A 25,332-nucleotide genomic window follows, 5' to 3' on the forward strand; every position below is an offset into this window, starting at 1 on the left:
ACAGGTGCCGAAGTCAAGTAAATGGCCAGAGTCAAAAGCGTGACACGCTATCAGTAGGAGGAGAAAATAGGATCGCCCGCCTGCAAAGCAACATGCAAACTACATTTAAATAACAAAAGCCGTGACAATAAAAACAGCACTTGAAGGCGAGCCATAAACAGTCATGACGGGGTGAAAAATGCAAAAAAGGGGGGCAAATAAGCACTCATTTTCTGAAGCCTCAACTGGCTCAAAATAAACATCAAGCCGCGATCAACACCAAGTCGAGAGTTTGAGAACAGCAAAATAGTGAGTCTTAGCGTAAAAATGAAGTAAACAGCTCGCCTTAGCCCATGCAGGAACTACGCTCCTGCATTAAAAGATATGCGTTAAGATCCAGTTGTGAGACAATCACGCCATGAAAATTTATCGCAAGTTACATAAAGCTCCGGTAAGGGTGATACGTATCGGGCGCAAGCGTTTTACCCTGCGTCTCAAGCGTGACATGTTGGTGCTCAAAGATGCGCTCTCCCAAGAGAAACAGGAAACCAAAGAGATGTTGGTGGCCTACAGCCGCTATACCCGCAATCAAGCGACCAAAGAGGAGATCAAACAAGCCAACGAACAACTGGCCGATCTCATTAAAGGCCTTGGCTTAGGCGTATTTGCCATCCTTCCTTTCGCGCCTATTACTATTCCTGTGGTCGTAAAACTGGGCAAATTAGTGGGCGTTGATGTGCTGCCCAGCTCCTTTAATAACCTCTCCGAGCGTAAAGCCAATCTGAGCCGTATTGCTCAGCAAAACAAACAACAGCTTCAGGCCAATGAAATAGATAAACCCGACAATAATAGGTAATTCTTGTCCCACTCGATTCAACTTATTTTGTCCCCATGTTAGTCTTAAGCCAACTTTGATCACCAGGAAGAAAGTGGCTTATGACTCAACTATTACTCACCGGAACCCAAGGTATTCCCCTTCACCTTATTCATGCTCAAGATTTCGACCAATGGCTTGAAAAACAACCAGAAAACCATCAAAACTGGCTCAAGTCGACCCGCTTCTCGGGCGAAGGATTAAGCCTGCTCCCAAGCAGTGATGGCAGTTTGGCGCAGGCTATCTATGTCACCGAAACACCGGACAGCTACTGGCTGTTTGGCGAACTGGTCAATCAGCTGCCTAGCGAACCGTTTTTCCTCGATGCCGATGAGCAGACCCTGAAACTGGCGGCTTTCAGTTGGGTACTGGGCGCCTACAAATTCGATCGCTACAAAAAGAACGAAAAAGCCTATCCACAGCTGGTGATCGACAGCAGCGAGATAGTTGACCAAACCCTGATCTTAACCCGCTCAGTCTCTTTAGTGCGGGATCTGGTTAATACTCCGGCGGCCGATATGATGCCCCAGCATCTGGGTGAGATCATGGAAGGTTTGGCTAAAGAGTTTGGTGCCAAGGTCACTCAGATTGTTGGCGATGAACTGCTGGCACAAAACTACCCCACCATCCACATGGTGGGCCGCGCCAGTGCCAACGCGCCGCGCCTTATCGATCTCACCTGGGGTGATGAAACTGCGCCTAAGGTAACCTTAGTGGGTAAAGGGGTCTGTTTCGATTCGGGTGGATTAGATCTCAAGCCCGGTGCAGGCATGCGCCTGATGAAAAAAGATATGGGCGGCGCCGCCCATGTTATCGGTCTGGCGCACCAGATCATGGCCGCAAAGTTGCCCGTCAGACTGAGAGTCTTAGTGCCTGCGGTAGAAAATGCCGTCTCTTCCAATGCGTTTCGCCCCGGCGATGTGATCACCACACGTAAAGGCTTAACCGTTGAGATAGAAAACACAGACGCCGAAGGTCGCCTAGTGCTCTGTGATGCCTTAGCCGAGGCCAGCGATGAAAAACCTGAGCTGCTGATCGACTTTGCGACCCTGACAGGCGCCATGCGTATCGCCTTAGGCACAGAGCTGCCGGGCTTTTTCAGTAACGATGATGAAGTGGCCGCAGGTTTCACTGCTGGAGGGCTCAAAGTTGAAGATCCCGTCTGGCGCATGCCACTGCATCAGCCCTACTTTGCCCTGACCAAGAGCGATATCGCCGATTTAGCTAACTGTGCTTCAGGCCCCTTTGGCGGTGCGATCACCGCGGCCCTGTACCTAGAAGCCTTCGTGGATAAGGATATCAGCTGGAGTCACTTCGATGTGATGGCCTGGAACAACCGTGCCCTGCCCGGTCGTCCTGTGGGCGGTGAGGCCTTTGGCATACGCGCCGTATTCGACTATCTGCAGCAGCGTTTCGCCAACTGATTTAGCTCAGCCAATCAATCGAGCTAGTTAATAAAGTCAGTCAATCAACTCTGTAAATAAACAAAAAGCCCGGGTCATCATAGACCTGGGCTTCTTTTTAAGGACGTTAAAGCGGCAGATTAACCTTCGATGCCTTTACTCGCCAGGAACTCATCGTAATTGCCTTTAAAGTCGTTCACACCATTAGGTGTGATCTCTATGATGCGGTTCGCCAAAGAGGAGACGAAGGCGCGGTCATGGCTGACAAACAGCAAGGTGCCTTCATAGAGTTCCAGCGCGTTGTTGAGTGACTCAATCGATTCCATATCCATGTGGTTGGTCGGCTCATCCATCACTAAGATATTAGGCTTTTGCATGATCAGCTTACCAAACAACATGCGACCCTTTTCACCACCGGAAAGCACACGAACCGATTTTTTAATGTCATCCGAGCTGAACAGCATACGGCCAAGGTAGCCGCGCACACTCTGATCGTCATCTTCAGGTTTACGCCACTGGCTCATCCACTCGAACAGTGTCATATCATTTTCGAAATCTGACTCATGATCCTGGGCATAGTAACCAATCGCGGCATTTTCAGACCAATGAATGGTGCCAGAATCTTGCGGGATATCATGAACTAAGGTGCGTAGCAGCGTGGTTTTACCCACGCCGTTTTCACCTAAGATAGCGATGCGCTCACCCACTTCGACAATCAGGTTTAAGTCTTTAAACAGCGGGCCTTCATCGAAGCCCTTAGATAACTCTTCCACCACTAAGGCGTTACGGAACAGCTTCTTCTCCTGCTCAAAACGGATGAATGGATTCACCCGGCTGGAGGCTTTCACCTCATCTAACTTAATTTTTTCAATCTGCTTGGCACGGGATGTTGCCTGCTTGGCCTTAGAGGCGTTTGCAGAGAAGCGGGCAACGAAGCCTTGAAGCTCGGCGATTTGTGCCTTCTTCTTGGCATTATCAGACAGTAAACGCTCACGGGCCTGGCTGGCCGCTGTCATATACTCATCATAGTTACCTGGGTAAATTCGCAGCTCACCATAGTCCAGATCCGCCATATGGGTACAGACAGAGTTAAGGAAATATCTATCGTGGGAAATGATGATCATAGTGCTGTTACGCTGGTTAAGCATATCCTGCAACCAGCGAATGGTATCGATATCCAGGTTGTTGGTCGGCTCGTCGAGCAGCAGAAGATCGGGATCGCTAAACAGCGCCTGAGCCAGCAGCACACGCAGCTTGAAACCTGGGGCGATTTCACTCATCAGACCGAAATGCTGTTCCAGTGGAATACCGACACCTAACAAGAGTTCACCGGCGCGACTTTCTGCGGTGTAACCGTCCATCTCGGCAAACTCCATCTCGAGTTCAGCCACCTTGATGCCATCTTCTTCGCTCATCTCAGGCAGAGAATAGATACGGTCGCGCTCCTGCTTCACCTTCCACAGTTCTCTGTGGCCCATGATCACTGTATCGATCACGCTGAACTCTTCGTAGCCAAACTGGTTCTGGCTCAGTTTACCCAGACGCTCATTCACATCTAAAGAAACGTTGCCTGAGGTAGGTTCAAGCTCGCCGCCCAAAATCTTCATGAAGGTCGATTTACCACAGCCGTTTGCACCGATAAGGCCGTAACGATTGCCGCCGCCGAATTTGACTGAGATGTTTTCAAACAGTGGCTTTGAGCCGAACTGCATTGTGATATTCGCTGTAGTGATCAATGTGATATTCCGAAACTTAATTAAGCGAAGCGCTGCCCATCGGCAGACGATTAACTGTCAACAGATAGCAAGTATAGCCACAGGCGATGACAGCCTGATGAAAAACCACGCTAAGGGAGAATTTAAAGCGCGCCACTATAGCCACTTTTTGCTGTTTTATCAACCTAGGCCAATCAAATAAGGCGTCAAATTAGCCACTCAAAAAAGTCTGCCAAAACACAGGCTTTGCTGAGAAGCAATTTATTTAGGTTTGCGCCAGAAGAGCAATTTTTGTTGCAGCCATAACAAGGTGTTAAGTTGCTTTTCCTGACTCAGGCCAAAATAGATGCAGATCCAGGGGGAGAGCAAAATATACCAGGGCAAGATAGCCTCATCCGGGCGAGTAAACAACAGATAGAAGAAGCCAAAGTAGATCACCACGACCCCAAGGACCCCCACCACTAACAAGAGTTTTTTGGTGAGCTGTTCAAACCATTCCAGCTTATTATTCTGCCCCATAGGATGGATCTATCCTCTCCTGCTGTCTCAATAAAAAACGGGCAAAAGCTGCCCGTTTTTGACCAAGAGGCCTTAAATTTAGATGCGTATACCGCCATCAATTTCAAACACACGGCCATTCACATAGTCATTTTCTATGATAAATTTCACCGTTGATGCTATCTCTGAGGCTTGTCCTAAGCGTCCTACAGGCACCATCTTCTCAAGGCGCTCTAAGGCTTCAGGTTTCATTGCCGCCGTCATCTCAGTTTCAATCACGCCTGGTGCGACTGCCGCGCTGCGGATATTGTGACGCGCCAACTCTTTGGCCCAGCCCACAGACATGGCCGCCACACCGGCTTTGGAGGCCGAGTAGTTGGTCTGTCCCATGTTTCCCGCCTTAGCCAGACTAGAGATATTAATAATAACCCCTGGCTGCTTGGATTCAATCATGGCAACCGCAGCTTCACGGCCACACAGGAAAGAACCTGTCAGGTTAACATTGATCACTGACTGGAACTGCGCCAGCGACATACGATCGCTAACCACGCCCTCTTTCGCCTTAACCAGCATGCCATCACGCAAGATACCGGCGTTGTTCACTAAGACGTTGACCTGACCGAAATCTTCCAAAATGTAACGGAAACCGGCAACCACATCCTCTTCATCGGTAATATCTAAGGCATACCCCTGAACTTCTGTGCTGTCACCGATATCGGCGCAGGCCCGCTCGAGTTTCTCTTGATCGACATCGATAAGCGCCAACTTGGCCCCCGCGGCGGCTAACTCTTGTGCCATAGCAAAACCAAGACCACCGGCACCACCTGTGATGACTACAACCTTATCTTTTAAATCCATCAATCTACCCTTTCTTATTAAACTGCTCAAAAATACTGGAGAAATCCCGCGCCCCATTGCCTTTTCTAGCATGGTTCACATACAGGCTGCGCGCCAATGCGCCCATGGGGGTGCTTGAGTTACTCAGCAGGGCCGCTTCCTGGGACAGGCCTAAGTCTTTCACCATCAGATCGACCATGAAACCACCCTGGTAATCATTGGAAGAGGGAACGTTTTCCATCACCCCAGGACAGGGATTATATTTATTCAGCGTCCAATTACCACCACTGCTGACCTTCATGATCTCAGAAAGTACCTTAGGATCCAGGCCATGATCTATCCCCATCTGAATAGATTCACTGGTAGCGACCATCAATACCGACAGCAACATGTTGTTGCAGATCTTAGCAACCTGGCCTGCGCCCGAGTCGCCGGCATGGAACAGATTCGCGCCCATGGCATTGAGCACGCCCTGTGCCTGACTAAAGCCTACATCGCTGCCGCCACAGATAAAGGTCAAGGTTCCCGCCGCCGCGCCAGCCGTACCACCAGACACAGGCGCATCGACAAACTCTAGCCCCTTTTCCTTTGCCTTAGCGGCAACGGTGCGGGCACTGTCTGCATCTATGGTGGAGCAGTCGATAAGCAAGGTGCCCTCACCAACCACATCCAGCAGGCCTTTTTCACTATCACTGCCCAGATACAGACCGCGAACATGTTTGCCCGCGGGTAGCATGGTGATCACCACATCTGCCGATGCGGCGGCCGCGCAGGCACTCGGAGCCGGAATCGCCCCCTGCTCTGTCACATGGCTCAATGCAACGCTAGAAAGATCGAAAGCTTTTACCGTAAAGCCAGCTTTAACTAAGTTGATGGCCATTGGACCACCCATGTTTCCTAAACCAATAAACGCCACTGTGCTCATAATTTGCTCCTTAAATAGAGACCTAACGCCTTAATTCCAATTTATTCTTGATGGCTATCGGCCTAACTGCGCCAGAGGATGTGAGTCCTGCTCCCAGGGCGAGGCGAGTAGCTGTTTCACAACCGACTCGGGCACCGTCAGGGCGCTCTCATATTGCCACTTAGGCTGACGATCTTTATCCACCAGAAGTGCTCTCACCCCTTCGACAAAATCACCTATGGCGCAGCACTGACAGCTCAGTCCCAGTTCAAACTGGAACACCTGCTCAAGGGACAGTTCAGTGCCCAGACGCGACTGCTCATAGATAAGCTGTATGCTGAGCGGGCTGCCCGCAAGCATTGTGGCCAAAGCACGCTCAAGCCAGGGCTGCTCAGTCTGATAATCCTTGGCGCGCGCCATGATCTCAGGCAAGGTGCCTTGCATCAGAGCATCGAGCTCGCTCTGGTGCTGCTCAAGCACACTGGTTGCCATTGGGATCGCGCTGCGGCTGCTCATCCCTTCAAGCAGGGAGTTAAGCTTGCTGTGATTGGCACCTATGTCCGACTCCCAGTCCACACTGGCCAGTGCATCGAACAAGGGCTCTTTATCATCGCTGTTAAGATAATGATTACCCAAGCCAACAAAGTAGGCATCGGCGCCGCTCATGTTATAGGCTGTCATACCCAAAAACAGGCCTAACTTGCCAGGCATGCGATTGAGGAAATAGCTGCCGCCCACATCGGGATAGAGACCGATAGTCACCTCAGGCATGGCGATGCGTGAACGCTCGGTCACGACTCTGTGGCTGGCGCCGGCCATCAGACCTAAGCCGCCGCCCATCACGATACCGTCACCCCAAACCAACACTGGCTTATCGAAGGTGTGCAGCAGGTGATCCAGATAATACTCTTCACAGAAGAAAGACTGAGCTAAGTCGGTGATCTTACCTGGGTTGGCCTTAGAGATATCATGCAGCGCGCGCACATCCCCACCGGCGCAGAAGGCTTTCTCTCCCGCACCATCGAGCACTATCATGGCCACAGTATCATCTTCGGCCCAGGCCTTGAGCTGAGTGGTTAACAGGTGGATCATCTCTAGGTTAAGTGCATTAAGCGCCTTTTCCATATTCAGGGTGGCCACACCGACCAATTTGCCAGACAGGGTCCCTAAGGTCTGAAAAATTACGCTGTTTTTCTGTTCGGTACTCATTAGCTGTTGGTCCATTTCGCTGGGCGCTTTTCTAAAAACGCGTTAACCCCTTCTGCCTGATCTTGGGTATCAAACAGACCCACAAACAGTTCCCGCTCAAGGGGAAGCGCCTGAGTACGTGGCATAAAGCGACCCGCCTGGATCAAGGTCTTACACACAGTCACGCTGCTCGGGCTCTGTTTTGCGACTTTCTCGGCTAGGGTCATGGCGGCATCGAGCGCGCCACCCTTAGCCACAACCTCTTCGACTAAACCAAGAGAAAGCGCCTTGGTCGCATCGACACGCTCGCCACATAAGATCATGCGTTTTGCCCAGCCCTCGCCAACTAACGCGGTCAGGTTTTGAGTCCCGCCGGCACAAGGCAATAGACCCACTGTGGCTTCAGGCAGCGCCATCACGGCTTGCTCTTCGGCAATGCGGATGTCACAGGCAAGGGCCACTTCCAGACCGCCGCCCATGGCGTAACCGTTAATGGCCGCGATGGAGACACCACGAAAGCCGCTTAAGGCTTCGAAAGCTTCACCAAAATACTTGGCCATAGAAGCGGCGTTACCTTTGTCGCCATCGGCGAACAGTTTAAGATCGGCACCGGCGCTGAAAAATTTCTCCCCTTCGCCAGTGATCACTAAGGCATAGATATCTTTATTGTTATTGAGCGCCGTGACAGTCTGCTTAAGCTGGATCAAACTCTCGGCAGTCCAAGTGTTCGCGGGTGGGTTGTTCATGGTTAGCACGGCAGTATTGCCAACAATTTTTTCTATAATCGCGGTCATCGATTAACTCCTTCAGAAACGTTATAAGATGGGGCTGGCGCTTTCATCGAGAAGACGGCGGGCAATGATAAGACGCATGATCTCATTGGTTCCCTCCAAGATCTGATGTACGCGCACATCACGGAAATGGCGCTCGAGTGGGTATTCACGGATATAACCATAGCCACCATGCAATTGCAACGCGCTGTCACAGACCTTAAACCCTATGTCTGTGGCAAAACGCTTTGCCATGGCGCAGTAGGCTGTGGCTTCTGGATCGCCCATATCCAGCTTAAATGCAGCAAGACGCACCATTTGGCGTGCGGCAACCAGCTCGGTTGCCATGTCGGCCAGCTTAAATTGCAACGCCTGGAACGCCGCAATCGGCTTACCAAACTGCTTACGTTCATTCATGTACTGCTGGGCTCTCTCCAGTGCGGCCTGGGCGGTACCCACTGAGCAGGTGGCGATATTGATCCGCCCGCCATCTAAGCCTTTCATGGCGAAGGTAAAACCCTGCCCCTCTTCACCGAGCAGGTTAGTCACTGGCACACGCACATTATCGAAGGTGATTTCGCGGGTTGGCTGGGCGTTCCAGCCCATCTTAGTTTCCTCTTTACCAAAGCTGATACCCGCGCTGTCGGCAGGCACGGCAATGGCTGAGATCCCTTTAGGGCCTTCCTGACCTGTGCGGCACATCACCACCAACATCTCGGTAGAACCTGCGCCAGAAATGAACATCTTGGCACCGGAGATCACATATTCATCCCCTTCGCGTACCGCTTTGGTTTTCAAAGAGGCCGCATCGCTGCCCGCCCCCGCTTCGGTAAGACAGTAAGAGGCCAGTTTCTCGCCCGTGGTTAAGGCTTCTGACCAGGTATCACGCAGGGTTTGTGAACCAAAACTGGTGACCATCCAGGTCGCCATATTATGAATGGTCAACATGGCGGTGGTGGCGGTACAGCCCATGGCGAGCTGCTCAAAAATGATGGAGGAATCGAGACGAGACAGTCCCATTCCGCCCTCAGACTCTGGAGAGTAGAGAGAACAAAATCCAAGCTCACCGGCTTTTTGAATCGTCTCTTTCGGAAAATAATGCTCTTCATCCCATTTAGCGGCAAAGGGCGCTAATTCATCGTTGGCAAACTGCGTCGCTAATTCCGCGAACTGACGCTGATCGTCATTCAGATTGAAATCCATCTGATGCTCCTTGTACAACTGTTGATATGCCTTGCTTAATATCAGGCTTTATTATTCTAATAATTAACTTTTTATACTGCGGCAATGCCGCGTCACCAAAGACAGGCCTTAAGGGAAAACTTAAGGCCTGATGGTTTTATTTCAACGCAATTGTCATGTTAGGTGCATGATGTTCAGCTTCGGTGATGTCCGACTCAAACCAACGGGAAGTGATGGTCTTAGTCTCAGTGTAGAAACGCACCGCCTGCTTGCCGTAGGCATGTTGATCGCCATAGAAGCTGCCTTTCCAACCGGTAAAGGAGAAGAATGGCAGTGGCACTGGAATTGGCACATTGATACCAACCTGTCCCACTTCGATATTGTGCTGGTATTTACGAGCAGCCGCGCCGCTGGCAGTAAAGATAGAGGTCCCGTTACCATAAGGGCTGGCGTTGACTAGCTCAATCGCCTCTTCCAGGGTTTCAGTCTCCATACAGCAAAGTACAGGGCCGAAAATCTCCTCTTTATAGATGCTCATATCTATAGTGACATTGCTGAACATGGTCGGGCCGACCCAGTTGCCGCTTTCGAAACCTTCGACGCTAAAATCGCTGCCATCGAGCAGACACTCGGCGCCTTCCGCCTTACCTTGCTCGATAAGCTTAAGAACACGCGCCTTGGCTGCTGGGCTGATCACCGGGCCATAGGCCGCATCTTTATCATCCCAAAGACCCGGTCTGACTTTCGCAATGGCATCACGCAGCTCAGGGATCCACTGCTTGGCTTCGCCAACAAACACGGCAACAGACAGCGCCATACAACGCTGACCCGCCGCGCCCACAGAGGCACCGACCAGGTTATTGATCACTTGCTGTTTATTCGCATCAGGCATGATGACGCAATGATTCTTAGCACCGGCAAATGCCTGAACACGCTTAAGATTATCAGTGCCTGTCTTATAGATATATTGGCCGACACCGACAGAGCCAACGAAAGAGATAGCCTTAATATCTGGATGAGATAAGAGCACATCTACGGCAGTTTTATCGCCGTGAACCAGCTGCAATACGCCTTTAGGTGCGCCCGCTTCTTCAAACAGTTCGACCAGACGTTGAGGCGTCATAGGATCTTGCTCAGAAGGCTTCAGCACGAAGGTGTTACCGCAGGCGATCGCCAGTGGGAACATCCACAATGGGATCATGGCAGGGAAATTAAAGGGGGTAATACCGGCACACACACCCAGAGGCTGAGTGTAGCTGTAGGTATCTATGCTGCGCGCCACGTTCTCAACGGTTTCACCCATGATGAGACTGGCAATGTTACAGGCATGCTCGGCGACTTCGATGCCGCGCCAGACATCGCCCTTGGCATCTTCAAATGTCTTACCGGTTTCCTTGGCCAAAATGGTTGCGATTTCATCATGATGCAGTTTAAGCAGATGCTGATAACGGAACATCACTCGGGCACGCTCAGAGACAGGCACCTCTTTCCAGGTGCTAAATGCCGTCTTGGCACTGGCGATTGCCGCTTCGACTTCTGTTGTGGTTGCTGCATTGATGCTGGCAATCACTTCGTTATTAGCAGGATTGGTGACTTCAATCTGATGACTGCCTTCGCCCAGCACAAATTGACCATCTATATAATGTTTAACTTGAATCGTCATATCTCTTTCCTAAATCTACTAAAAGGCCACATCACTGTGGCTCTTGTGAAAACAAATAGGGTGAAACCTTTGTTATAGTTCGATGGCCATAGCCGTCGCTTCACCGCCACCGATACAGAGTGACGCCACACCACGCTTAAGCCCTCTGGCTTTAAGTGCATGAATTAAGGTCACCAGGACTCGGGTACCTGAGCAACCGATAGGATGGCCTAATGCACAGGCGCCACCATTGACGTTCACTTTATTTTCATCCAGACCCAGCTCAGAAATCGCCAGCATAGTCACCATGGCGAAGGCTTCGTTGATCTCAAACAGATCCACATCCTCTTTGGTCCAGTTCACTTTATCCAGCAGTTTGCCCATCGCGCCCACCGGCGCCGTCGTAAACATAGAAGGCTGCTGAGCATGAGTTGTGTGGCCTTTGATTGTCGCCAGCACGGTTAAGCCTTTGTCTTGCGCCTGCTGACGAGTCATCAACATCATGGCCGCCGCACCATCGGAAATAGAGCTTGAGTTTGCTGCCGTAATAGTGCCGTCTTTAGCGAAAGCAGGACGCAGAGAGGGGATCTTATCAGGGCGCGCATTACCCGGTTGCTCATCGGTATCGACCACAAGATCACCCTTACGGCTCGCTACAGTCACAGGCACTATCTCTTCATTGAAGGCGCCAGTTTCGATTGCCGCACAGGCTTTTTGCAGTGAACTTAAGGCGAAGTTATCCATCGCTTCTCGGGTAAGACCGAAATCATCGGCGGTTTTCTGGGCAAAAGTCCCCATGGCGCCGCCTGTATAGGCATCTTCGAGTCCATCGAGGAACATGTGATCCAGCACCTTGCCATGACCCATACGCATGCCGCCACGCGCCTTATCTAACAGGTATGGTGCCTGGCTCATGCTTTCCATGCCGCCGGCGATAACGATATTGGCACTGCCAGCTTTAATCAGATCGTGCGCCATCATCACGGTTTTCATGCCTGAACCACACACTTTATTGACTGTGGTTGCGCCCACAGATAGCGGCAGTTCTGCGCCCAGAGTCGCCTGACGTGCCGGTGCCTGTCCTAAGCCTGCGGGTAACACACAGCCCATCAGCACTTCATCGACATCGCTGCCTGCAACGCCTGTGGTATCCATTAACCCTTTGATTGCCACGGACGCCAAAGTTGGTGATGGTACGCTGGACAGCGCGCCTTGAAATCCACCCATAGGGGTACGCTTTGCCGCTACAATCACGATATCTTGTTGGGTTTGTTCTGTTGTCATCTTCCGCTCCATTTAAGGTACTTACGCGTTCCTTTCTGATTTATAAGCCATCCTTATAAACCAACGAACTGTGATCCTGTTCAAATTACTCCCACTGTGACGTTTACGCGAACGTAAAGCAAGTGTTTCTCGGTTAAAATTAGTTAACTTTAGTGCAACGTCTTGTCAGGTTGGATTTACACTCAAGCCCGCCTGCAATACTTAAGACGGCAATCAATATCTACACAAAAAATGAGCAGAGTTAAAATGGCTCAAACTTCTTCGCCATCGCTGCAATACTGGCCAGACTCACCCCATGCTGGTTGCGCTCGGCGCATTCCATTTGATGCTCTCTATCGAGGGGATCGCCAATCAAGACCTCACGAACCTGATAGCCCAAGGCTTTCGCCGCGGCCTCATAGGCCATGAACTCCCAGCGCGCCATGTTGGTGTTATCGCAGATAACCACAGGCTGAGATTGAGCAAGCGATTGAATAAAAAGGGTTAAATTACGTTGGTGGTATTCTGCTAACCGGGCGGCATCGAAGCGGTATTCCCCTTGCACAGTGAAGAGTGCATCGGTGGAGAAATAGCCATGGCGTAAAATGGTCTTAGCCAGGCTCGGCTCCTGGGATTGGATAAACTGTGCCACCCAATGACTCTTACCGCTGCCGGGCAAACCGCGCATGATAATGGCAAGCCTGTTAGACAGATTGAATGTGTCTGAGTCGAACATACTCGCTCCCTACTCTAATCCAGCACGGGCTACTAACCCCGAAGCGGCATGTCGAACGAGTCATTGCCTATGGATTTATCACTGAGAATAAGCTCAACTACCTTAGGCATGATCTCACTGGCTTTTCCCTGCAGGTGACATTGAAAGTGACTGCGTTCATCGGCGGGCAATAGGTTTATCTCGACGGTATGAGCGCCATGATGATTAGCAGTGTCGACAAATCCCGCGGCGGGATACACAGTGCCAGAGGTGCCGATGGCGATAAAAAGATCGCAGCTATCTAAGGCATGATGAATACGATCCAGCCCAATGGGCATCTCACCAAACCAGACGACATGGGGGCGCAGACGCTGTGCGGGAATACAACAGGTGCAGGTATGATTGACGCCAAAGTGATCGGTTAACAGGAAGGTCTGTTGAGAACGGGGACAACGCCCCTTGGTTAACTCGCCGTGCATGTGCAGCAAGCGTCTTGAGCCTGCCCGTTCGTGCAGATCGTCGATATTCTGAGTGACCACAAGCAGCTGGCCGTCAAACTCTTTTTCCAATCTGGCCAGGGCGATATGCGCAGGATTTGGCTCGACCTTACCGCTGTGCAGCTGCTGCCAACGCTCATTATAGAAACGTTCCACCATTTCAGGATCCCGCTGATACCCTTCTGGGGTCGCCACATCTTCAATCTTATGCTCTTCCCACAGGCCATCTTGATCCCTGAAGGTCCTTAACCCCGACTCGGCTGAGATGCCTGCACCTGTTAAAATCACAATCTGACGATACATCGGCGTTCCTTGTTATTTTTTTGGCCAACCCTAGTTGCCTCACTCTGCCAGAATCTATTCTGGCTGGCTATTGGGCATTAGTATAAATAACAGTACAAAATGTAATGACACATTTCAGCATTTATTGCCCATCTAGGTGTATTTTCAAGCAATTTTTTTATAACTAAGCGCAATAAGGCAGATCAAAGGTTTAAGTTTTTAAATTCTAACCCTATAATGGTTTCAACATTAACAACGAACCCCTATGCCTTGGCTAGTGGTTCTGCAATCAAGAGACTTATAATGACAGATGGAAATCAAGCGCTGAAAAAAGCGGGATTAAAAGTCACCTTACCACGAGTCAAAATCCTCGAACTGATGCAAGAGCCCGAGAACCAGCATATCAGTGCAGAAGACCTCTATAAAAAACTGCTCGATATTGGTGAAGAGATTGGCCTGGCAACCGTGTATCGCGTGTTAAACCAGTTTGACGATGCAGGCATAGTCACCCGTCACCATTTTGAGAGTGGCAAAGCGGTATTTGAGCTTTCAACCAGCCACCATCATGATCATCTTGTTTGTCTCTCCTGCGGTAAAGTGATTGAATTTTCTGATGAGGTGATCGAACGTCGTCAAAATGAGATCGCCATGAAACACAATATCAAGCTGACTAACCACAGCCTGTACCTTTATGGTGTTTGCACCAACGATGAGTGCGATCACGGCGACGCCTAATTAGCGCCTTCAGCACACGTATAACAGCCCGTTAAGGGCTGTTTTTATTTGTGGCTTTCACCCCTTTTGCGCTTTTATCGAATAGACTAATGGCACCTGCTGGCCTTGATGTATCATCTGATAGCCCTGCCCCTCGACATATTCCAGCCCCTCAAAACAGTTATAGGGACTGTAGGCATGTTCATTAACCTCAAGCAAAGTTAGCCCAGCCTTTAGCAGCGCAGTGAGCACTTCACTGAGTGAGTGTGACCAACAGACAGTGGTGGATTTCTCCCCCTGACAATTTTCGGTATAGGTGCCCTCTTGCTCGACATCGCCCTGACCCTGGGGGAAATAGGCGTAGCCACTAAGCAGATCGACTATGGGGTGAAACTCAACAAGATGAAATTCACCTTGCGGTTTTAATGCCTTAGCAATGAGGCTGGCCCAGGCATCGAGATCCGGTAACCAACACAAAGCACCATAAGAGCTAAATACGAGATCAAATTCTTGCTCATTGTGCTGACCGAACTGATACAGATCGCTTTCAATAAAGCGCGCATCGAGCCTTAACTTATCGGCTAACCAACGCGCTTTTTCGATGGCTCGGGATGATAAATCAACACCTGTGACGCTAGCGCCCAATCTTGACCAAGATAAACTGTCGAGCCCGAAATGACACTGCAAATGCAATAAACTTTTCCCTTGCACCTCACCAAGCTGCGCTAACTCGATTGGGTTGAGTGAACTCTTACCATCAAGAAACCCTGGGACATCATAAAACTGAGACTCAAAATGCACAGCAGTGCGTTTATCCCATGCCTGTTTATTGATCTCGATATAGTCCATAGTCTTACTCTCGTGTCTTACTTTCGTTTGCAATTTTGATGATTAACTTAACAGGATAACTGCTAACTTAGCATTTATTGGTATAGGCAGCAGGATTAATTAAATTTATTAATGGGCTAACTTAATATAATCATTGGTTTAACCCTGTTAGTATCGAGTCTTACAACAGGGAAAGCAGGATAAATATATGACAATCATGCAGCGGGTATTTTGGCTTATCGCCACTGTGGGTAATGGTTTCTCTCTCTATCTGCTTTTCAGCTATGGTGGTTTTGGAAACGCCGCTCTGGCCCTGCTCACTGTCAGCTACACCTTGGTGGGGCTATACGATCTCTACATTGGCTCTCACACACTTAACCGACTCTATCCTGTGGTGGCCTATCTGCGTTATTTTTTGGAATCTTACCGAGTCGAGATCCAGCAATATTTTATCGCCAACGACACCGAAGAGGCGCCCTTCAATCGCGAGCAACGCTCACTTGTGTATCAGCGCGCCAAGAATGTGCGCGACACCATAGCTTTTGGCACACAGCACGACCTCTTAGAGGAGAACTACCTGAGCCTGTGGCATTCGCTCTCCCCTAAAACTATCCATGACGATGAAAAACGGGTACGCATTGGCGGACCAGATTGCAGCGCCCCTTATGATGCTTCCTACTTTAATATCTCCGCCATGAGTTTTGGCTCATTAAGTAGCAATGCCATCGAGGCCTTAAACTTGGGCGCCCTCAAGGCGGGTTGCTACCACAATACCGGAGAAGGCGGCGTTAGCCCTTACCATCTGAAACATGGCGGCGATCTGGTGTGGCAGATAGGCTCTGGCCTGTTTGGCTGTCGTGATAGTCAAGGGAACTTCGATAGCGAGAGTTTCGAGCAGATGGCCAAATTGCCCCAGATAAAGATGATCGAAATCAAACTGAGCCAAGGCGCCAAACCCGGTCACGGCGGCGTGCTGCCTAAAGCCAAGATCACCCCAGAGATCGCGCAAATCCGCCATATCTCCATGGATAAAGACTGTATCTCACCTGCGGTGAATCCCGAATGCACCACCCCTATCGCCCTGCTGGAATTTATCAAACGTCTTAGGGAGCTGAGCGGCGGCAAGCCCGTGGGCTTTAAACTCTGTATCGGTAATCCTGCCGAGTTTCTCTCTATCTGTAAGGCGATGTTAAAGACGGGCATCACCCCAGACTTTATCACCATAGATGGCGCCGAAGGCGGCACAGGCGCGGCTCCCGTCGAGTTTACCAACCGTTTAGGCATGATGTGTCTGGAGGGCGTTTACTTCGTTAACAATGCGCTGGTCGGTGTTGGTCTTAGGGATAAGATCACCTTAATCGCCTCGGGCAAAACCGCCTCGAGTTTTGACTTACTGTGTAAGATCGCCATGGGCGCGGATCTGGTGAATGCCGCCCGAACCATGATGTTGTCTCTGGGCTGCATTCAATCACGCCACTGTAATACCAATATGTGCCCAACTGGCATCGCCACGCAGGATCCCGCCCGCTCCAAGGCGCTGGATGTCTCAGCCAAGAGTGAGCGAGTCAAGAATTTCCACCACAACACCTTAAAGAGTTTCTATGAATTGGTGGGCAGCATGGGACTGGACAGCCCGAGCAAACTGACGCCTCAGATGATCAAGAAACGTTCCCCCTATGGCCTGCTCATCTCAACCGGCAGTCTGGTGGCGCCGCTCAAACCCAACGCCATTATCGAAGAACGAGTCAATGATACCGCCTGGGCCTCCTGGTGGCAGCAGTGCAGCGCCAAAACCTTCTTCTGTGAAGATACCTATATCCTCACACCGGCGGAGTTTGGCCTTAACCGCAAACAATAGGCTTAAGGGTAACTTCCCGCCCATTTTAATCAGCTCATTGACCTTTAGACCATGCTCCCTACCGCGCATTTTGGCAAAAAACTGTGATTTAAGTTTCGTTTAAGAATATTCAATTTGATTAAAAATTAAGCATCACGCATAGTACGCCTCGCTCTGCAGCCACTCAGTCACACTGAAGTAAGGCTCCTGATGCCAACTTACGGCCTAGAGCCTCTTGTTTATTTTTTAAAAATTGGAAGTTTAAGCGATGAAAAAAGTTTTAATGCTTGTTGCGGCGTCTGCATCTCTCCTGCTAGTAGGATGTGGCTCAGAGTCAGAAGACCAAGCGAATGGGGCTATCTCTGCGTCTCAAAGCTACAATGCTAATACTAATGCTGCGTCTACGTACACATCTACATCTACGTACACATCTACATCTACGTCTAACGGCTATGACGTTAATGTGGCCAAAGATGATGCCCTCGCTATCGCTCGCCAGTTCAAAGCGATTGCCGCAGAAATTGCTCTGCCCATTACGCAAAGTGGTGTAAGCCTGTTTACAGGTCAACCTTATGAAACGGCAGAGGGTTGTAATCAAAATGCCTGGGGACAGATGGAGCACGACAACGGGCTAACCCCTACCGCCCGAGTTAACATTACAGGTATCGGTTGCCGTGATGATCAAGGACATCCGTTCTTTACCATGATCCCAACCGGTGATGGTTTTCCGATAGGTAATGATCCGCAGCGGGTGATTGCGCATAACACCATTACTTTTGATGCACAAGGCGTGGCTTTGCTCAATGATGGCGATACAGATGTGGCTGCTGTGGTTAATTACACCGTTAATTACAACACTAAGTATTATCTGTTCAAGACCGCTAACAATGGCACTGAGTTACAAGTCGTGGCTCAGACTCAAGCAACGCCACACTACCATGGCGACAAAACTAACTCGGTTAACTTCTGGAAAGATGGTTTTGCGCAAACTGCCTCTGATGATGTCGTTATTAAGATTGATTTAGTGAACCTGTAATTAGATTGCTTACAGACTACAAAAAAGGCGCCTAAGGCGCCTTTTTTAATAACCAGACTAGATGTAATTACCAGCCAGTCTTAGCACGCAGTGCACTGCCGATGTCGGCCAGTGAACGCACTGTTGTTACACCTGCTGCTTCGAGGGCAGCAAACTTGTCTTCAGCGGTACCTTTACCACCGGCGATAATAGCACCGGCATGGCCCATACGCTTACCTGCTGGTGCAGTCACACCGGCAATGTAAGAGACAACAGGCTTAGTCACATTAGCCTTGATGTAGGCCGCCGCTTCCTCTTCAGCAGTACCACCAATCTCACCTATCATTACGATAGCTTCGGTCAGTGGATCGTTTTGGAACATCTCCAACACGTCGATGAAGTTAGTACCTGGAATTGGGTCACCACCAATGCCCACACAAGTGGATTGGCCGAAACCTTCATCGGTAGTCTGCTTAACCGCTTCATAAGTCAGAGTACCGCTGCGAGAAACGATACCCACTTTACCTGGCTTATGGATGTGGCCTGGCATGATACCGATTTTACATTCACCTGGCGTGATCACACCTGGGCAGTTAGGACCAATCATGCGAACGCCGGTTTCTTCCAGCTTCACTTTCACTTCCAGCATATCCAGTGTTGGAATACCTTCTGTGATACAAACGATAAGCTCAATACCGCCGTCGATAGCTTCTAAGATGGCATCTTTACAGAAAGGTGCAGGTACATAGATAACAGTGGCAGTTGCGCCAGTCGCGGCAACGGCATCTTTCACTGTGTTAAATACAGGCAGACCTAAGTGAGTCTGGCCACCTTTTCCTGGCGATACACCGCCAACCATCTGTGTACCGTAAGCGATAGCTTGCTCAGAATGGAAAGTACCTTGACCGCCGGTGAAACCCTGACAGATAACCTTGGTATCTTTGTTAATTAATACAGACATTATTTGCCCTCCGCAGCAGCTACAACTTTAACAGCAGCGTCGGTGAGTGACTCGGCTGCAATAATGTCAAGACCAGAGTTGGCCAGAACTTCGCGACCTAGATCGGCGTTTGTCCCTTCCAGACGCACCACAACTGGCACTTTAACACCCACTTCTTTAACCGCGCCAATGATACCTTCGGCGATCATGTCACAACGTACGATACCACCGAAGATGTTCACCAGAACCGCCTTCACGTTAGCGTCAGACAGGATGATCTTGAATGCTTCAGCAACACGCTCTTTAGTCGCGCCACCACCTACGTCGAGGAAGTTAGCTGGCTTGCCGCCGTGCAGGTTAACTATATCCATAGTGCCCATTGCTAGGCCAGCACCGTTTACCATACAACCTACGTTACCGTCTAGGGCAACATAGTTCAGCTCAAACTTAGCAGCGTGCGCTTCACGGGCATCATCCTGAGATGGGTCATGCATGTCACGGATTTTTGGCTGACGGAACAGTGCGTTGCCATCGATACCTATCTTACCGTCGAGACAGTGGATGTTACCTTCAGTGGTAATAACCAGAGGGTTGATCTCAAGCAGAGCAAAATCATGGTCGGTAAACATCTTAGCCAGACCCATGAAGACTTTAGTGAACTGCTTCATCTGAGTTGGGTTCAGACCCAGCTTGAAACCAAGGTCACGTGCCTGATAAGGCTGAGGACCTGTCAGTGGATCGATAATCGCCTTGTGGATCAGCTCTGGCGTCTCTTCGGCAACTTTCTCAATCTCAACGCCACCTTCGGTAGACGCCATGAAGACAACGCGACGGGTCGCACGGTCAACAACGGCACCTAGGTACAGCTCGTTTGCGATATCAGTGCAGCTTTCGACTAGGATCTTAGCAACTGGCTGACCTTTTTCGTCAGTCTGATAAGTTACTAGGTTCTTACCTAACCAATGCTCAGCAAATGCTCGGATCTCTTCTTTATCGCCGGTAACTTTAACGCCACCTGCTTTACCACGGCCGCCTGCGTGTACTTGACACTTAACAACCCACATATCTCCGCCAATATGGCCAGCCGCTTCTACCGCTTCTTGAGGGGTATCACAGGCGTAGCCTTCTGACACTGGTAAACCATATTCGGCAAATAACGCTTTTGCCTGATACTCATGCAAATTCATGATGATCTATCCATACTTCTTGTTCTAAATTCAACCAGCTCACTGAACTGGTGGCGAGGGTCATGCCTATCTCAGAGATAGGCATTCAATCAACATCGTCTTACAGGTCTAATAGCAGACGAGTTGGGTCTTCCAGGAAGTCCTTGATGGCAACCAGGAAGCCCACAGACTCACGGCCATCGATAATACGGTGGTCATAAGAGAGTGCTAGGTACATCATAGGTAGGATTTCTACCTGACCATTGACTGCCATAGGGCGATCTTTGATGGCGTGCATGCCTAAGATAGCGCTTTGTGGCAGATTAAGAATGGGCGTTGACATGAGCGAGCCAAATACACCGCCGTTTGTCACGGTAAAGTTACCGCCAGTCATATCTTCAACGGTCAGCTTACCGTCACGGCCTTTAATGGCCAGATCACGGACATTCTTCTCTATGTCAGCCAGGCTCATGGTGTCAGTATCACGCAGTACTGGGGTTACCAGACCACGAGGAGTCGATACTGCTATGCTCACATCGACATAGTTATGGTAAACAATATCATCACCATCGATAGAAGCGTTGACTTCTGGGTAGCGTTTCAGTGCTTCGGTCACGGCTTTCACATAGAAAGACATGAAACCAAGACGGATGCCGTGCTTCTTCTCAAACAGCTCTTGATACTGCTTACGAATATCCATGATGGGCTTCATGTTAACTTCGTTGAAAGTAGTCAACATGGCGGTTGAGTTTTTCGCTTCCAGAAGACGGTTAGCGATTGTCTTACGCAGACGTGTCATAGGCACACGCTTCTGAGTGCGATCGGCCATTGGCTCAAGGGCAGCAACGGGTGCAGACTTAGCCGCAGGCGCCGACTTCACAAAGGCTTCAACGTCTTCTTTAGTGATGCGACCGCCTACACCTGTACCCTTCACTTTTGAAGGATCCACATTGTGCTCGGCAATCAAACGGCGAACCGATGGGCTCAGAGCATCGCTTGACTCTTCGCTAGCCTCGGCTGCGGGTTTCGCAGCTTCAGCTTCGGCTTTGGTCACTTCCTGACCCGCAACGGCACCGGCAACAAACTTAGCGATAACGGCTTCAGCCAGAACGGTATCACCCTCTTCGGCCAAAAACTCAACGATTGAACCATCTTCAGGTGCAACCACTTCCAATACCACTTTGTCGGTTTCGATATCAACCAGGTTCTGATCACGAGTCACTTGCTCGCCAGCTTTAACATGCCATGTGGCGATAGTTGCATCGGCAACAGATTCTGGCAGTACGGGTACCTTAATTTCGATACTCATGGAAAGCTATCCTTTTTATAAAATGTCTAAACTACAGTTTTAATGCGTTATTAATTAAAGATTCTTGCTGCTGTGCGTGCAGTGATGGATAACCACATGCCGGTGCTGCCGAGGCTTCGCGACCCGCGTAGGTTAGCTGAGCACCTGCCGGGATCACAGACCAGAAGTTATGCTGGCTGCAATACCAAGCGCCCTGGTTTTGTGGCTCTTCCTGACACCAGACAAAATCTTTAACATGTTGATATTGTTCGAGTACCTTAGTCATATCATCGTGCGGGAACGGATAGAGCTGCTCTACACGTACCAGGGCGATATTATTCAGATTCTCTTTACGGCGTTTTTCCAATAGCTCGAAATAGACCTTACCGCTACAGAACACCACTCTGTCGACCTTGCTGCTGTCGAGTTCATCGATTTCAGCAATCACATTCTCAAATGTGCCTTCAGCCAGCTCTTCCAGCGTGGAAACCGCCAATGGGTGACGCAGCAGGGATTTTGGCGACATGACCACCAGAGGACGACGCATAGGACGCACCACCTGACGACGCAGCATGTGGTAAACCTGAGCCGGAGTCGATGGCACACACACCTGCATATTGTGGTTAGCACAAAGCTGTAGGAAACGCTCTAAACGGGCGCTTGAGTGTTCTGGACCTTGACCTTCATAGCCATGGGGTAACAGCATAGTCAGACCACAAAGACGGCCCCACTTCTGCTCACCGGAAGATAAGAACTGATCGATCACCACCTGGGCACAGTTAGCAAAGTCACCAAACTGGGCTTCCCAAATGGTCAATCCGCCAGGCTCGGCCGTGGCATAACCGTATTCGAATGCCAGCACAGAGGCTTCAGAGAGCACAGAATCAGAAATATCGATTGGACCTTGACCTTCATCGACATTACGCAGCGGCAGATAGGCGGTTGCATCGTTTTGATTGTGCAGTACTGCATGACGGTGGAAGAAGGTGCCGCGGCCCGAATCCTGACCTGTGATACGCACACGCTTCTTGTCTTCAAGAATGGTGGCGTAGGCTAAGGTCTCGGCAAAGCCCCAGTCCAAAAGCTTATCACCGGTGGCCATGGCCACGCGGTCTTTGTAAATTTTGGCAACCCGAGATTGCAGCTTATGACTCTCTGGCACGTAGCTTATCTTGTCGGCCAGATTCTTTAAGCGCTCAAGGGAGGTTTGGGCTGGATAATCTTCATCCCATTCACGGTTTAGGTAAGGCGTCCAGTCTACCGTATGTAGCGTCATTGGACGCCACTCTTTGACCACACAATCCCCTTTATCCAGCGCGTCACGGTAATCATTGATTAATCCGGTGACATCGTCAGCCGCTAAGGTGCTTTCTTCGATAAGACGATCGGCATAGATCTTACGCGGTGTTGGGTGCTTCTTGATCTTGGCATACATGAGTGGCTGAGTCGCACTCGGCTCATCGGCCTCGTTATGGCCGTGACGACGGTAACAAACCAGATCGATCACCACATCACGCTTAAACTCGTTACGGTAATCCACCGCCAGCTGCGCCACAAAGGCAACCGCTTCTGGATCGTCTGCGTTAACGTGGAAGATAGGTGCCTGCACCATCTTAGCGATATCGGTACAATACTCGGTCGAACGGGTATCTTCGGTCAGGTTAGTGGTAAAGCCCACCTGGTTATTGACCACGATACGCAGACTGCCACCCACTTTAAAGGCGCGGGTTTGAGACATGTTAAAGGTCTCTTGTACTATGCCCTGACCCGCCACGGCGCTGTCACCATGGATGGTGATTGGCATCACCTGCAGGCCAGTCTTACAGCCGCGGCGATCCAAACGCGCTCTCACCGAGCCCATCACCACAGGGTTAACGATTTCAAGGTGCGATGGGTTAAACGCCAGCGCTAAGTGAACATTACCGCCTGGGGTTTCGAAGTCAGATGAGAAACCTTGGTGGTATTTCACATCGCCTGAGCCACTAAGCTCATCGCTGTGCTTACCAGCGAACTCGTCGAACAGTTCAGAGGGTTTTTTACCTAAGATGTTAACCAGCAGGTTTAAACGACCACGGTGCGCCATACCGACTACCATCTCTTTAGTGCCGGCTTCGCCGCCACGATAGATGATCTCACGCATCATAGGCACTAGAGCATCGCCCCCTTCCAGAGAGAAACGCTTGGCACCGGGGAATTTGGCCCCTAAGTATTTTTCCATCCCTTCGGCGGCATTCAAGCCTTCGAGGATACGCACCTTAGTGGCTTTATCGTAACTGGCTTTACCTAGAGAGGGTTCGAGACGCTGCTGTATCCAGCGCTTCTCGTCGGTATCGGTAATGTGCATGTACTCGGCGCCGATGGCACCACAGTAAGTTGCCTTGAGTGCCGCCGCCAGATCACGCAGCTTCATGGTGTCACCACCATAAGCGAAAGAACCTGTGTTGAACTCCACATCCATATCTTCGCCGCTCAGGCCGTGGAAGGCGGGATCTAACTCAGAGACTGTCTCACGCTTCCAAATACCGAGAGGATCTAAGTTAGCGTTTTGATGACCACGGAATCGGTAAGCGTTGATCAACTGCAATACTTTAACTTGTTTTGCATTAACATCGGGATCCGTCGTGCGAGCCGAGCTCTTATAACGTCCCTCTAATGCAAGAGCGCGGAAATATTCACGAACTTTAGAATGGGCAGCTTCGGGGACATCTGTCGCACCGTTCACATATGGTAGGTTATCAAATACCGCACGCCAGTCATCACCGACCGACTCTGGGTTTTCTTGATAGGCTTCATACATCTCTTCTACATAGGTCGAGTTCGCCCCATTTAAATGGGAGGACTCGAGCCAGGCTTTCATGATGCCTTGGTGCATTTCTATTCCTTTCAAACTTGATACACGTGTTTAGCCGAAATCATCTTAATACAAATGTAGTTAAGCTCACTACATCGCACATTATTGCCACCCTGGGAATCCAGATTTCACACATTGTCATCCATTACACAAAAGAGCCACCCTTCCAATCGGAAAAGTGACTCTCGAATGAGCTAGATCAAAATTAATCGCTCAGGTGATGGCATTTATACTGCTCGCTTTAGCAACATGGACTTAATATGACCAATGGCTTTAGTCGGGTTAAGGCCTTTAGGACACACATCCACACAGTTCATGATGCCATGGCAACGAAATACGCTGTAAGCATCGTCAAGTTCAGACAAGCGCTCTTCGGTGGCGGTGTCACGGCTGTCGATAAGGAATCGATAGGCGTGTAATAGACCGCTTGGGCCGATAAACTTGTCTGGGTTCCACCAAAATGATGGGCAAGCTGTCGAACAACAGGCACACATGATGCACTCATACAGACCATCGAGATGCTCACGCTGCTCGGGCGATTGCAGATGCTCACGCGCCGGGGTTCTCTCATCGTTGATCAGGTATGGCTTGATCTTCTCATACTGTTTGTAGAACTGAGTCAAATCGACGATCAAGTCACGCACAACCGGCATACCTGGCAACGGACGTATCTCTATCTTCTTACCCTTAAAGGTTGAGATAGGGGTGATACAGGCAAGGCCGTTTTTACCGTTCATATTAACGCCATCACTACCACAAACCCCTTCGCGGCATGAGCGACGGAAGGCTAGCGTAGGATCTTGTACCTTTAGCTGCATCAACACATCCAGCACCATCATATCGGTACCTTCTGCAACTTCCAGCGTATAATCCTTCATGTAAGGCTTAGTGTCTACTTCAGGATTATAGCGATAAATAGCTATCTTTAAATTCATCTTATCTTC

At 50.1% G+C, this 25,332-nt stretch carries 22 protein-coding genes; 5 read left to right on the plus strand and 17 right to left on the minus strand.

The features are described 5' to 3' along the window. Window positions 1–397: 397 nt before the first annotated feature. Both LZP69_RS07185 and LZP69_RS07190 read left to right on the plus strand, forming a co-directional pair. Window positions 398–835 carry an LETM1 domain-containing protein gene (locus tag LZP69_RS07185; RefSeq protein WP_234199526.1) on the plus strand — a complete coding sequence of 146 codons (438 nt, stop codon included), beginning with the start codon at window positions 398–400 and terminating at the stop codon, window positions 833–835. An 80-nt stretch (window positions 836–915) separates the two neighbouring features. Continuing rightward, window positions 916–2,277 carry a leucyl aminopeptidase family protein gene (locus LZP69_RS07190; protein WP_234199528.1) on the plus strand — a complete coding sequence of 454 codons (1,362 nt, stop codon included), beginning with the start codon at window positions 916–918 and terminating at the stop codon, window positions 2,275–2,277. Window positions 2,278–2,396: 119 nt separating this feature from the next. Here LZP69_RS07190 and LZP69_RS07195 read toward each other — a convergent pair whose 3' ends face one another. The 11 genes from LZP69_RS07195 to cobB form a co-directional block, all read right to left on the minus strand. Next, window positions 2,397–3,992 (minus strand): ABC-F family ATPase, encoded by a 1,596-nt coding sequence (locus LZP69_RS07195; RefSeq protein ID WP_234199530.1) that lies wholly within the window; start codon window positions 3,990–3,992, stop codon window positions 2,397–2,399. A gap of 240 nt (window positions 3,993–4,232) precedes the next feature. Further along, entirely contained in the window at window positions 4,233–4,490 is a 258-nt protein-coding gene (locus LZP69_RS07200; RefSeq protein ID WP_234199531.1) for a hypothetical protein, read from the minus strand. Window positions 4,491–4,568: 78 nt separating this feature from the next. Then, complete coding sequence (locus LZP69_RS07205) at window positions 4,569–5,327, minus strand: SDR family oxidoreductase (protein WP_234199532.1); 759 nt, start codon at window positions 5,325–5,327, stop codon at window positions 4,569–4,571. Between the two features lie 4 nt (window positions 5,328–5,331). Next, window positions 5,332–6,231: a 3-hydroxyisobutyrate dehydrogenase gene (mmsB, locus tag LZP69_RS07210; RefSeq protein ID WP_234199534.1), complete on the minus strand. Its 900-nt coding sequence runs from the start codon at window positions 6,229–6,231 to the stop codon at window positions 5,332–5,334. Window positions 6,232–6,285: 54 nt separating this feature from the next. Next, entirely contained in the window at window positions 6,286–7,419 is a 1,134-nt protein-coding gene (locus LZP69_RS07215) for an enoyl-CoA hydratase/isomerase family protein (protein WP_234199536.1), read from the minus strand. Beyond that, window positions 7,419–8,192: an enoyl-CoA hydratase gene (locus LZP69_RS07220; protein ID WP_234199538.1), complete on the minus strand. Its 774-nt coding sequence runs from the start codon at window positions 8,190–8,192 to the stop codon at window positions 7,419–7,421. The genes LZP69_RS07215 and LZP69_RS07220 overlap by 1 nt, the downstream gene beginning before the upstream one ends. 21 nt (window positions 8,193–8,213) lie before the next feature. Beyond that, window positions 8,214–9,371 (minus strand): acyl-CoA dehydrogenase family protein, encoded by a 1,158-nt coding sequence (locus LZP69_RS07225; RefSeq protein WP_234199540.1) that lies wholly within the window; start codon window positions 9,369–9,371, stop codon window positions 8,214–8,216. 136 nt (window positions 9,372–9,507) lie between these two features. Next, entirely contained in the window at window positions 9,508–11,013 is a 1,506-nt protein-coding gene (locus LZP69_RS07230; RefSeq protein ID WP_234199541.1) for a CoA-acylating methylmalonate-semialdehyde dehydrogenase, read from the minus strand. 72 nt (window positions 11,014–11,085) lie between these two features. Next, window positions 11,086–12,276: a thiolase family protein gene (locus LZP69_RS07235; protein WP_234199542.1), complete on the minus strand. Its 1,191-nt coding sequence runs from the start codon at window positions 12,274–12,276 to the stop codon at window positions 11,086–11,088. A gap of 241 nt (window positions 12,277–12,517) precedes the next feature. After that, the gene (locus LZP69_RS07240; RefSeq protein ID WP_234199543.1) at window positions 12,518–12,991 is read right to left on the minus strand and encodes an AAA family ATPase; all 474 of its coding nucleotides are present in this window, start codon (window positions 12,989–12,991) and stop codon (window positions 12,518–12,520) included. Between the two features lie 32 nt (window positions 12,992–13,023). After that, window positions 13,024–13,770, minus strand: a complete 747-nt coding sequence (gene cobB / locus LZP69_RS07245; protein ID WP_234199544.1) for a Sir2 family NAD+-dependent deacetylase — start codon at window positions 13,768–13,770, stop codon at window positions 13,024–13,026. 282 nt (window positions 13,771–14,052) lie between these two features. On the opposite strand from cobB, the gene fur reads away from it, so the two are divergent. Then, window positions 14,053–14,484, plus strand: coding sequence for a ferric iron uptake transcriptional regulator (gene fur, locus LZP69_RS07250; protein ID WP_234199545.1), 432 nt, complete (start codon window positions 14,053–14,055; stop codon window positions 14,482–14,484). Window positions 14,485–14,541: 57 nt separating this feature from the next. On the opposite strand, the gene LZP69_RS07255 is transcribed toward fur, so the two are convergent. Next, entirely contained in the window at window positions 14,542–15,312 is a 771-nt protein-coding gene (locus LZP69_RS07255) for a class I SAM-dependent methyltransferase (RefSeq protein ID WP_234199546.1), read from the minus strand. A 187-nt stretch (window positions 15,313–15,499) separates the two neighbouring features. On the opposite strand from LZP69_RS07255, the gene LZP69_RS07260 reads away from it, so the two are divergent. Then, the gene (locus LZP69_RS07260) at window positions 15,500–17,149 is read left to right on the plus strand and encodes an FMN-binding glutamate synthase family protein (protein WP_234199548.1); all 1,650 of its coding nucleotides are present in this window, start codon (window positions 15,500–15,502) and stop codon (window positions 17,147–17,149) included. A 247-nt stretch (window positions 17,150–17,396) separates the two neighbouring features. Further along, window positions 17,397–18,164 carry a hypothetical protein gene (locus LZP69_RS07265; protein WP_234199550.1) on the plus strand — a complete coding sequence of 256 codons (768 nt, stop codon included), beginning with the start codon at window positions 17,397–17,399 and terminating at the stop codon, window positions 18,162–18,164. A 67-nt stretch (window positions 18,165–18,231) separates the two neighbouring features. On the opposite strand, the gene sucD is transcribed toward LZP69_RS07265, so the two are convergent. From sucD to LZP69_RS07290, 5 genes are all read right to left on the minus strand, one after another. Further along, window positions 18,232–19,104 (minus strand): succinate--CoA ligase subunit alpha, encoded by an 873-nt coding sequence (gene sucD / locus LZP69_RS07270; RefSeq protein ID WP_234199551.1) that lies wholly within the window; start codon window positions 19,102–19,104, stop codon window positions 18,232–18,234. Beyond that, window positions 19,104–20,270 carry an ADP-forming succinate--CoA ligase subunit beta gene (gene sucC / locus LZP69_RS07275; protein WP_234199552.1) on the minus strand — a complete coding sequence of 389 codons (1,167 nt, stop codon included), beginning with the start codon at window positions 20,268–20,270 and terminating at the stop codon, window positions 19,104–19,106. Before sucC ends, sucD begins: the two co-directional genes overlap by 1 nt. A 100-nt stretch (window positions 20,271–20,370) precedes the next feature. Further along, window positions 20,371–21,558, minus strand: coding sequence for a 2-oxoglutarate dehydrogenase complex dihydrolipoyllysine-residue succinyltransferase (odhB, locus tag LZP69_RS07280; protein WP_234199553.1), 1,188 nt, complete (start codon window positions 21,556–21,558; stop codon window positions 20,371–20,373). Between the two features lie 31 nt (window positions 21,559–21,589). Then, a complete protein-coding gene (gene sucA / locus LZP69_RS07285) occupies window positions 21,590–24,409 on the minus strand; it encodes a 2-oxoglutarate dehydrogenase E1 component (RefSeq protein WP_234199554.1) in 2,820 nt (939 codons plus the stop codon). Window positions 24,410–24,615: 206 nt separating this feature from the next. Next, entirely contained in the window at window positions 24,616–25,323 is a 708-nt protein-coding gene (locus tag LZP69_RS07290; protein WP_234199555.1) for a succinate dehydrogenase iron-sulfur subunit, read from the minus strand. Window positions 25,324–25,332 lie beyond the last annotated feature (9 nt).

The organism is Shewanella sp. AS1, from assembly GCF_021412565.1.
Taxonomy (GTDB): Bacteria; Pseudomonadota; Gammaproteobacteria; order Enterobacterales; family Shewanellaceae; genus Shewanella.